The organism is Rhodoblastus sphagnicola, assembly GCF_002937075.1.
In the GTDB taxonomy this organism is placed as follows: domain Bacteria; phylum Pseudomonadota; class Alphaproteobacteria; order Rhizobiales; family Beijerinckiaceae; genus Rhodoblastus; species Rhodoblastus sphagnicola.
Map to the genome: position 1 here is coordinate 18,970 of NZ_NHSJ01000133.1, position 9,834 is coordinate 28,803.

Genomic DNA, 9,834 nt, shown 5'->3' on the forward strand with positions numbered 1-9,834 from the left:
CTGGCAACCAGCGGCCTCGCGCGCGCTTTGGGGGTGCGAACTTCGTGCGAACCGCATACCGAACGGACGCGCCCGCAATCGAAAACTGTTGCCAAATTACCGCGTAAATCGCGCCAAAGCGCCCGCAAGATATTGATCGCAAATGAGTTCGTCTCGATAGATTTCCTCAAGCTTTTTCCGATACGTCCGCGTGTGCATTCCCTTCGGTCTAGGCGGCGCTTCCGAGATAAGCGAGACCTCCCCACCAAGCCGACGGCGAAGGCTTTGCGCGCGGCTTAGCGCCCGGTCGTGAGGCGTCTCAAATTGTGAGCCGTAGGCGACGCGCCGCCCCCAGGCTTGCCGACTGGCGAAGGCGGTTGCACCGTAAGGACGCCACAAGACGGAAACCATGCGCGCCGTCGAAGGACAAACAAAATACCATTGCCGCCCGCCGAAATGACGCGGACGGCTTGCCAGCGCGAATGTCTGCCGAACGCCGCCCAATTCCAAATCGAGCAACCCCGTTTCGCCGTGAAAGCTTGAACGAATTGCGCCAGCCGCGACCACGCCGCCCGAATTGGTGTAGCTCCAACGGATCGAAGCCCAAAGGTCGCAGCCCGGCTTTACCATGCCGTCGCAGATCAGCTTGTTAAGGTCCAGCTTAAGACCGTCTTCTAATCTCGCTCGCCATCTATCACGCGCCATCGAACGCCCTCATTTGTCCTCAGTCGCCGGCCTGTTCCTGTTCGGACGGAACGCCACGACGCGTCCGGATGAACGGCGCTCAAGTTCAGCGACAATCCAACGCCGCGCGCCATTTTCAAGCCACTCGTCAGCTTCCCGTTTCAAAACGTAAAAATAGATGCTCCCGCACATGGCAACAGGGTAAACCGGCGCCCCATGCGCAGCACACCAGCGCATGAGGTCTTTTTGAGCGGGCCGGCTTATCGCGCGACGGTATTTGAACGCGCCGGCTTCTTCGTCGAGGATTTGCCAAATGTTCGTCAGGTCCGCGCGGTCCCTCGGAAAATACGAATAGGGAAATTGGTTTTCCGCAGGTGGCTTCAGTTTCGTTTCGTTCATGGCTTTTCTCCTCCAATCGTTTCCCGGTCGAAAAGCCGCCCGTCGTCCAAGCTGGCATGATCCGGCCCGAAAGCTTCGACCTTCGCCCCTTCAATGAGCCACAGCAGCCCGCCGCGCTCGCCTTGGCGTGGCACGTCGAAAAGCTCCGCAACCGTCCAGCCCCATTCCGCCGCCAGCGCGCCCCAGGCGTCGAAGAAGCGCCCGCCATCGTCCAGCGCCCCGCTCCATTCTTCGTCCGAAACCCGCAACGGCTTCTGTTGATTCAGCCGCGCCCAGGTGTCGAGATATTCGGGCGGAACAATGCCAGCGCAAAAGGCGGCGCGTTCCTCGATTGCATCCCAAACGGCTTCGGGCAGGTCGGTTTCAGGCGAAGCTACCGCCGAACTTGCATCGTTTTCCAACTTGCTGTTTTTGACCTGTAACCGATGTAACGCCTGTAACTCTAAGGGTTTCGACCTGTAACCAGATGAGCCGGTTACAGGTGCTTCAGGTGAAACAGGCGTTTTCGGCATAGGATCGCCGCGCATGACGACGCGAAGGCTGGCGAGCAATTCAGACCGCATCGCCACCCCCGTCGAGAATGCGAGCCGTCAGCACATAGGCGCGCGATGTCTTTTTGCCGCCAAGATTGACCGTGCATTGCAGGACATTGCCGCCTTGCCGCCGCAGCATTCCGTTTTCAGCCAGCGTCCGCGCTACAAACTTCGGATCGAAGCCGTTGCAGATTTCCGCTTTCCATGTCTCAGGCGGAATCCACCATTCTTCGCCCTTCCGCCAGCCCAGCCGGTTACTGACTGGCTTTGCGTCTGGATCGTCCAACGGCTGAAACCGGCTTTCGCCATGCTGTTCGATGAACAAGCGGACTTGTTCAACAGCTTGTCGCGCCTCCGCCGGCTCCGATCCGCCGCGCCCTTCGATCCATTTTGCCAGCGCCCAGGCCGCAGCGTCGCGCGCCTCGCCCGTCGCCCAAGGCGTCACGCCCAGCGCCGTCGCCAATTCGCCCGCCGCCGCGATCAAGCCCAGCCGATGCGCCGCCCGGTCAATCTGGCCATCGGAACCGGGCGGAACATTTTGCGCGGCGAAGTCCGCCAGCAATTCCCGCACAATGTCGCCAGTCACGCCCTCGCCTATGACCCGGCGGACAAATTCCGGCCCGGCGACGCCATACGCTGAAACCGCAGCATGTTTGCACGTCTTGGACAGTTTCGCCGCGTCGCCGTCCGGCCCAGCATGGTCGAAAACCCCAAAGCCGCGATCCGCTGGAATGTCCAGCAAGCGCACCATTTGGCCAGCGCGCGGCTTGCGCCCGCGATCCTCGGATAGTTTCGCCTCGGAAGTGATTTCGCCCGTCGAAATGAACATGACGCGCCAGGATTTCGGTTCTCTCAATCCGCCGTCCCGCGCCGCCCGGACCTTGCCGCCGCCGTTGGAAAGCGAATAGAGCGCCGCCGCCGCGTCCCGTGCTTCGACCTGCCCCAATTCGTCCAGCGGCAAGGCGGTATCAGTGGTGCTCGCCGCCGCGCCCTCAAGCCCGTTCGCGGTTGCGCGCCACGCCCGGACATAGCCGCCGCCCGCATCGCCACGCCCCCAAACACTCGCCGCCATCTGCAAAAGGGTCGTCTTGCCCTTGCTGGAAATTCCGCAGAAATGGACGCCGCCGCCCTCTTGTCCGACAAGAAAAAGCAGCGTGCCGGCGAGCGCCGTTGATATGGCGAGAATCGGCAAGGCGTGGCCGCTGGCGAGCGCGCCAACGCCTTGTTGCCAGTCCTTGAGCGTCCCGCGCGCCTCATATGGACCATGCGCCGCCGCGTCGAGAATGACGGTTTCAGCGCCGCGCGGGCCGATGGTTTCTTGCGGCAGGACAAAAACCGCCTTGCCGCCGATTTCGTGCCAGCCCGTCCGCGCAACGATGGTCACGCGCCCTTTGACGTTCGCGCCGGACAGATAAGCGACAAGGTGACGTTGCGCGCCGCGATTGATCCGCAAGCCCTCGCCGGCAAGAGCGGCGCACAAGGGCGCCGGCTCGCCTTGCAACGCGGCGTCTTCTATGTGGCGAAGGTGCGTCCGCTTGTCGGCGTCACGCCAGCGAAGCCATTTTCCCCAGCCGCGCCCATGCGGATCGCGGCAAGCGCCCAGGATTTCAAAAGCGGAGGCAATCCAAACCGTTTCAATCGTCTTGTTCTCGCCCTTGCCCTTTTCAACTTCGACCGTCAGGCCCTTGGCCGTCATTTCAAACGCGCCGAAGGACAAGAAACCCGGTTCGGGTTCGTAAGCCGCTGCGAGATTGAACGCCGTCTTGCGCAACGCACCCAGGTCGGACCATTCCGCCTTCGCGTTCGCCGCGTCCCATTTCGCCGCCGCCTCGCGCGCGCCGCCCTCGGGATCAATCGCCGCCAGCGCCGCCGCATCAATGATCCGAATAGAGCAATCCAGCGCCGCCAGTTTCGCCGCGACTTCACGCGCATATTTCAGCCCGGCTTCGTCATTGTCCGGCCAGATAAGGACGCGCCGCCCGGCCAGCGGCGTCCAGTCGGTTTTCGCCGCTGCTTGAGAGCCGCCGCTGCTTGTGGTGCATACGCTTTGCTGGAAAATCTTCGCCGCCGCGTCCGCGCTTTTCTCGCCTTCGCAACAGACGATGGCCGCCCCCAGCTTGGCCGTGATTTCGTCCAGCCGGTAAAGCGGGCGATGGTGAGGCCATGCCTTGAGCGCCCAGCCGTCGCCCTCAAGCCAAGAAATCGGCCAGAAGTCTTTTTTGCCGTCCGGCTTGTTGGTCCGAGCGACATAGAAGGCGGTTTCGCCGTCCGGCGTGGCATAGCGCCAGAGAGCATCCGGCGCCCGCAGCAAGAGCCGCGCCGCCGCTTGCGCGCCCGGTTCAGCGTCGGAAGGCGGGCAGATGGTTCGCGCCTCGCGCGCGCATTGGGCTTGCATACCTTCCTGCGTACCGTCCGCAATTTCGGCTTCGGTCAAAGGCGCAAAGGGATCGGTGGGCTTATCCATGCCGGTGCCCTCCGGTATCGAGGCCCAGCATTTGCGCCAACAGCCGCGCCGCCTCGCCCTGCGAAACGCCCGCCAGATAGGCGACAAGCGAAACGGGATCGCCGCCCTTGTCGCCGGTGGCGAAGTCCGCCCATTTGCAATTATAGCGGTTGATCCGAAACGAGCCGGGCCGCTTATCGCCGCGCGTGGGGTTGAGCGCGACAACATCGCGCCCGATGGTTTTGGAGCCGGGCAAAAGCCGGTTGAGAATGGCGGGCAGGTTCGCCAGCGCCGCCGCGTTGATCTTGTCGAAGTCGAGACGGTCCTTCACTGAAAGGCCCTCCCCAAGCTAGCCAGCGTGGCGATGGTCCGCGCCAGCGGCAGGGCGAGGCCAAAGCGCCGGGCGATGTAGAGCGCGACAAAATCGCCTTCCGGTTCGGGCTTGGCGATGGTAAGAAAGGCTTCGTTGCGATTGCCTTTCGCCCGGTTGCCGCCCCCCAGCGGCGCCGGGCTTTGCGTTTGCGGGGCGCTCATTTCGCACCCCCGTTCAGAAGGCGTTCCGCCTCGCACACGGGCACAAGCCGCCGCCCACCAATCGAAACGGTCTTAACCTTTCCTTCCGACAAGAGTTTATAGAACGTCGAGCGAGAAAGGCCGATTGCTTTACAGAAGTCATTGACGCGATACGCCAGTTTTTCTTGCTGCATAGTCATGGTTATTTCCATGGAAAAAGGCCAGCGACTTTTTAGGCTGGCCGGTTTCTCTTGCGAAGAACTGCCCTCGCAAGGCGGTACTCTCGCGCCAGACAACTAGCGCAAGGGAAACAGAATTAGAGATTTGGGAAGAGGGCACGGAAAAAAGCGCCAGCAGCTTTCAAGCTCCAGGCGCGGCAAATTCCGATTTTTGGTTAGCTATCTTGAGCGCAACCAAACGTGGCGCGCATTTCTGCCGCGTTTTCGCGGGCGCTTGTGTCAGGATTTCGAGGCGAGTTTTTCAAAACTCTGGCCCGCTCCCGTACCGGGTTGGCCTTGGATTTGTCTCTCTACTCCAAGCGGGCAAGGCTTGGAGGAATGCGCCATTGCTGACGCACCGGCGCGGAAATCGTACCGCCCGGAGCTTCTCAACGTCGAAACAGCGCGCGACTTGGCCGACTGCGCTAATCGCCCGCGACTTGGCCAGCTTGACGATCTCGACGTGGCTCACTTCGAATATTGACGGTGTGAGCCAACCGTTTCCCTTTGAGCGTGATTCACTCTTGTGGATGGTTAATTTTGCGCACTTCGCCCCGATTTGTCTAGAGACGCGCGACGTTGTCCACAAGCGAGCGCGGGAGGCTGCGCAATGCTCCAGGCACAAAAAAGCCCGGCAACTATCTAGCTCCGGGTTCTACTCACGAATCGCGCACACTAGCGATTTACACCTATTCCCGTGCAACGAGCAAGCCCGCGCGCGTCTTTCCATGTGCAAAGCCGTCTATAATGAAAAACACCCGGCAGCAACCTAGCTCCGGGCGCAATTCAACGAGTGCATTACGACACTCATATAACGCCGTTCCCGCGCGGTCAAGCCTGCATCACATAGGATAACTAAGGAATTATACCGCTTCCGAATCTCTGCGAAACTTCAGCCGCCGCCGCGCGGGACCGCGCAATGCGTCCGAAACAGAAAAGCCCGGCAGCTCTTGGCTCCGGGCACGAATCGAACGCGATCATACATTAATCACATGCCGAAATTGTCTATCCCTGTCAATCCGCGTGTTTCCTAGCGCGCGATAAACTCAAGAATTCGAATCGCCGCGCCTCCGGTTGGGGAAGCAAGAAAAGCCCGTTACGGGCGCAGTTACAGCCGGTTACAGGCGCGGTTACATGTGTAAGTCATTGAAGTTACAGGAGCTACATCGGTTACAGGTCAAAATCGCAGGTTTAGGAAACGTGTTCGCCCGCTCCCCCATACCGGGGATCGGCAACCTTCGCCCGCGCGCGCGCGGCGCCCTCGTTTGGGCAAACGATACCGCCTCGCCCTCACGCGGCGCGAGAGCGGATAAAGCGGGCGCCGATCCAGCGAGCAACCGTCAGCAGCAGCGGCAGGACGCGCCCACGGAAACGGCGCATGGGCGCGAGCGCGCCGCCCTGGCGCGCGGATGACCAGCGCCCCGCCGTCGGGCACGGCATTGACCTTCCGGGCTTCCGCCCATGCGGCTTTTTGCGCCGCCCCTAGGTCCAGCGGCGTCGCGGCCAAGCAATCGGCATAAGTCCGCGCATAGATGATGCGAGCGCCGACAACTCGCACGCCCAGGTCGAAGGTCCGCCGCGCGGTTTCCTCGCGCCGCTGGCGGGCAAGTTGCCACGCCCGGCGCATGATCGCGGCGCGGCTGAATTGGTGGATTGTTGCGGCCTGCATTCATTCCGCCCTTTTTTTCAGCGGGACCACTTCTCCGCCCGCCTTGAGCCGGTCCAGATAGTCCGCCCACCATTGCGCCATTTCGACGCGCTCTTGCCAGAACACGCCCCGCGCATAGGCCCGGCGGACAGGATCGGGGTCTTGATGTGCCAAGGCGCGTTCGATAGCGTCGGCGGAAAACTTGCCGCTTTCGTTCAGCAGGGTCGAAGCCGTCGCCCGAAAGCCGTGCGCTGTCACTTCGTCTTGCGAATAGCCCAGCCGCCGCAGCGCCGCGTTCATGGTGTTCTCTGAAATCGGGCGTTCCGCCGTCCGGAGGCCGGGAAAGACCAAGCGCCCGTCGCCGGTCATGGTGTGCAATTCGGACAGGATGGCCAACGCCTGCCGGCAAAGCGGAACTTGATGTTCCCGCCGCATCTTGGTCCGGCTTGCGGGTATCGTCCAGACGGCGTTGGCCATGTCGATTTCCGCCCATTCCGCCAGCCGCAATTCGCCGGGCCGGGTAAAGACCAGCGGCAGGAGGCGCATTGCCGCCAAGGTCGCGCCTCGCGCCTCATAACCGTCCAGCGCGCGAAGGAAGGCGCCAAGTTCGGCGGGATCGGTGATTGCGGCCCGGTGCTTCGTCGTAGGCGTGGTGAGCGCGCCCCGCAACGCAAACGTCGGATCATTGTCCGCCCGCGCCGTCGCAATGGCATAGCGAAAAACCTGCCCAATCAAGGCGCGCAACCGGCCCGCCGTCTCATGTCTGCCGCGCGCTTCGACCTGCCGCAGCACGCCCAGCACGTCAGCCGCCGTGATTTCGGAAATCGGCCTATCGCCCAATGTCGGGCGCACAAAGGAAAGCGCCCATTCGTTCTTGCTAAGCGTGGTCTCTGACTTGCCCTCGCGACGTTTCTTCGCGATTAGTTCGTCAGCAATGACGTTGAAGGTGTTCCCCTGTGACAGCGCCGCAGCCGCCTTGTCACGCTTCTTTTGCTCGCCGGGGTCGATACCCGCCAGCAATGCCGCCTTGGCTTCGTCGCGCTTGGCCCGCGCGTCCTTGAGCGAAACCAGCGGGTATGCGCCCAGCGAAAGCAGCCTTTCCTTGCCGTCGAAGCGATAGGCCATGCGCCAGAGTTTTGAGCCGGACGGATTGACGACCAGATAGAGCCAGCCGCCGTCCGCCAGCTTGTAAGGCTTGTCGCGGCCCTTTGCGGACTTGATTTCAATGTCAGTGAGCGCCATGCGGGTATTCCCTGCGGGTATCGGCGCAGCGGATACCGCCGACATACCCGCAAAGCTACCCGCTTTTTTCGTGGCTGCAAGCGCACAGCAGCGGACAGATAAAGACAGCATCTCGCCAAAAAACCCGGTTTTCCTTGGGGTTTTCAAGCTGTTATGGACAGTTTCGGACGATTGAGGATAGCATTTTGGTGCCCCTGGCCGGAATCGAACCAGCACTCCTTGCGGAACTCGATTTTGAGTCGAGCGCGTCTACCAATTCCGCCACAGGGGCATTCGGGCAACAAAACCCCGAAGCGGCCGGGACTATAGCGCGCAAACACCGCGCGTCAATCGTCCCGCGCAAAATTCCAGCAATTCTAAATCTCCCCCTGCCAATAATCCGCCGACGATCTGTTGTTCGATCTCGGGTGGCGGCTTTGCGCTCATCAGGGTTATCATGAGCGTTCGCCAATCGGGGATACAGCCCGATCCCTTAACGGCAGGATTTCACAGCATGCGGCTGGTTTCAGCCTTTGGCGACGCCCTTGCGCGCCGCCAACGCCATCGCGATCAGCGCCACGCCGCCGAACAGCAGGTCGATGCCGACAAGCAAGCCAAGCGCCCAAACCAGCGTGCCGGGAAACCCGGAGACGATGATCCCGGCGAGAATCAGATCGGTTACGCCGTTCATCAGCATCCACGCCCATTGGCCGGACATCTGACGGCGATGGCCGATGGCCAGGAAGATGATCGCGGCGCCATCGACGATGAAATAGGCGACCAGCACAAACGTCAGTGTCGCCAGGCCTTGCAGCGGATCCCAAAGCAGGAGCGCGCCGGCGATGATCGCCGCCGCCGCCGACAGAATCGACCAGCCGAATCCCGGCGCGGAGCTTGTCTTGAATGTGAACACCAGGCCCAGGAGTCCCGCGATCAGAAACAGCCAGCCCAGGAGAACCGTCGTGGCCAGACCGGCGATCAGGGGCAGGACGATGGCGCCGAGCCCGAGGACGCACAAGATGATCCCTTCGGCCAGAAACAGTTTCCAATGATCGTGCATCGACCGGGTGAGAGTCTCCGTCCGCTCGGAGGACAGCGTCGGCTGCTGCAGGGACATGGTCGATCTTCCTTGGTTTGACATGGATCTTTGCGCGCGGGACCAGCGTCCTGAAGCGCTCGCGCGAGGATTGGAGTCCGCGCCGCTTTCAAACCGTCAGGTTTCCGCCATATCGTGCAGGGCGATGAACGCCTTGTAAAGAACGCGCGGATCGAACTTACCCTTGTAAACGGCCGGAGGCTCGCGCTCCAGGCCGAGCAGCGCATAGGTCGCCGCCTGCGCCGAGCGGATCGAGTACTCCACGGTGAACACGACGTCGTCCGGTTGCTCGCAGAATTGTCCGATAAAGGCGAGGTTCTTCGACCCCTTCGGCACGACCTGGGGCCGATCGCCCGGCCCGCGACGAAGGAACTGGCTGGTGATGAACGGCATCATGCAGGGGATGCAGATCGACGCCGCGATAATCCCGGGCGCGGCCGCCCCGACCTGGAGATGACCGAGAATCTCGGTCATGATCTCGCGGCCGGTGCAGGCGGACATGGGCTTGTCGACGAAATTGCCTGGGGCGGAAACGTGGAGTCCGTAACCCCAGAACACGCTGACGTCCTCGGGTTGGCCGATGAAATGCGGCTGATGGGGAATGACGATCGAGGCCAGCCAGTTCGATTGCGGAAACGTCACGAGGCCGCCTTCGCCGGGGGCATTGCCGGTGAGATCGCGAACGATCCGGAGGAATTCCGGCTCGTGCAGCGTCGTGGTGAACGAGACCCATTTCGACTCGTCGATATGGTTTGAAAAGATGGAGGGATGACCGAAGTCGGTCCTGCCCGCTGCGAGCTTTTCCCACAGCGTCCAGGCGCCGCCGTCCGCTTTCCCGTTCAACGCGGGCGCGCGATCCATCGCGCCAAGGCTCGACGCTTCCGTCATCGAGCCCAGCGTCACCAGCACGAAGTCGTTGGCGCCGACCGCGATTTCGCCAGGTTTTCCGTCGCGCGCAAATTCGATGCGCGTGACGCGCGTCTCGCCGGCTTGCTCGCGCAATCCGAGGTTGGTGACCCGCGTGTTCAGCGCGAAAATCACACCCCGCGCCGAAAGCCATTTGTGCAGCGGCCTGACCATGGAATCGTATTGGTTGCTGA

Annotated in this window: 9 protein-coding genes and 1 tRNA gene; all 10 read right to left on the reverse strand. The window is 61.9% G+C overall.

All coding sequences use genetic code 11. From position 1 onward, the window contains the following. Positions 1-693: 693 nt before the first annotated feature. A complete protein-coding gene (locus tag CCR94_RS22065; protein WP_104510424.1) occupies positions 694-1,062 on the reverse strand; it encodes a hypothetical protein in 369 nt (122 codons plus the stop codon). Then, positions 1,059-1,625 (reverse strand): hypothetical protein, encoded by a 567-nt coding sequence (locus CCR94_RS22070; RefSeq protein ID WP_146090149.1) that lies wholly within the window; start codon positions 1,623-1,625, stop codon positions 1,059-1,061. Before CCR94_RS22070 ends, CCR94_RS22065 begins: the two co-directional genes overlap by 4 nt. Then, positions 1,615-4,059 carry a DUF927 domain-containing protein gene (locus CCR94_RS22075; protein ID WP_104510429.1) on the reverse strand — a complete coding sequence of 815 codons (2,445 nt, stop codon included), beginning with the start codon at positions 4,057-4,059 and terminating at the stop codon, positions 1,615-1,617. Before CCR94_RS22075 ends, CCR94_RS22070 begins: the two co-directional genes overlap by 11 nt. Continuing rightward, positions 4,052-4,369 carry a hypothetical protein gene (locus CCR94_RS22080; protein WP_104510431.1) on the reverse strand — a complete coding sequence of 106 codons (318 nt, stop codon included), beginning with the start codon at positions 4,367-4,369 and terminating at the stop codon, positions 4,052-4,054. The genes CCR94_RS22075 and CCR94_RS22080 overlap by 8 nt, the downstream gene beginning before the upstream one ends. Continuing rightward, a complete protein-coding gene (locus CCR94_RS22085; protein ID WP_104510433.1) occupies positions 4,366-4,572 on the reverse strand; it encodes a hypothetical protein in 207 nt (68 codons plus the stop codon). Before CCR94_RS22085 ends, CCR94_RS22080 begins: the two co-directional genes overlap by 4 nt. Further along, complete coding sequence (locus tag CCR94_RS22090) at positions 4,569-4,751, reverse strand: helix-turn-helix transcriptional regulator (protein WP_104510436.1); 183 nt, start codon at positions 4,749-4,751, stop codon at positions 4,569-4,571. Before CCR94_RS22090 ends, CCR94_RS22085 begins: the two co-directional genes overlap by 4 nt. Before the next feature lie 1,687 nt (positions 4,752-6,438). Then, positions 6,439-7,875 carry a tyrosine-type recombinase/integrase gene (locus CCR94_RS22095; RefSeq protein WP_338053014.1) on the reverse strand — a complete coding sequence of 479 codons (1,437 nt, stop codon included), beginning with the start codon at positions 7,873-7,875 and terminating at the stop codon, positions 6,439-6,441. Continuing rightward, positions 7,846-7,930: transfer RNA gene (locus tag CCR94_RS22100), tRNA-Leu, on the reverse strand. The genes CCR94_RS22095 and CCR94_RS22100 overlap by 30 nt, the downstream gene beginning before the upstream one ends. A gap of 234 nt (positions 7,931-8,164) precedes the next feature. After that, positions 8,165-8,755, reverse strand: a complete 591-nt coding sequence (locus CCR94_RS22105) for an HdeD family acid-resistance protein (RefSeq protein ID WP_104510442.1) — start codon at positions 8,753-8,755, stop codon at positions 8,165-8,167. Between the two features lie 96 nt (positions 8,756-8,851). Beyond that, positions 8,852-9,834 (reverse strand): oleate hydratase (locus CCR94_RS22110; protein ID WP_193938453.1); only part of this gene is annotated, 983 nt, incomplete at its 5' end.

Excerpts from the sequence above, each read along its gene's own strand:
- CCR94_RS22065 (WP_104510424.1), bottom strand. The coding sequence starts at position 1,062 with ATGAACGAAACGAAACTGAAGCCACCTGCGGAAAACCAATTTCCCTAT.
- CCR94_RS22070 (WP_146090149.1), bottom strand. The coding sequence starts at position 1,625 with ATGCGGTCTGAATTGCTCGCCAGCCTTCGCGTCGTCATGCGCGGCGAT.
- CCR94_RS22075 (WP_104510429.1), bottom strand. The coding sequence starts at position 4,059 with ATGGATAAGCCCACCGATCCCTTTGCGCCTTTGACCGAAGCCGAAATT.
- CCR94_RS22085 (WP_104510433.1), bottom strand. The coding sequence starts at position 4,572 with ATGAGCGCCCCGCAAACGCAAAGCCCGGCGCCGCTGGGGGGCGGCAAC.
- CCR94_RS22090 (WP_104510436.1), bottom strand. The coding sequence starts at position 4,751 with ATGACTATGCAGCAAGAAAAACTGGCGTATCGCGTCAATGACTTCTGT.
- CCR94_RS22105 (WP_104510442.1), bottom strand. The coding sequence starts at position 8,755 with ATGTCCCTGCAGCAGCCGACGCTGTCCTCCGAGCGGACGGAGACTCTC.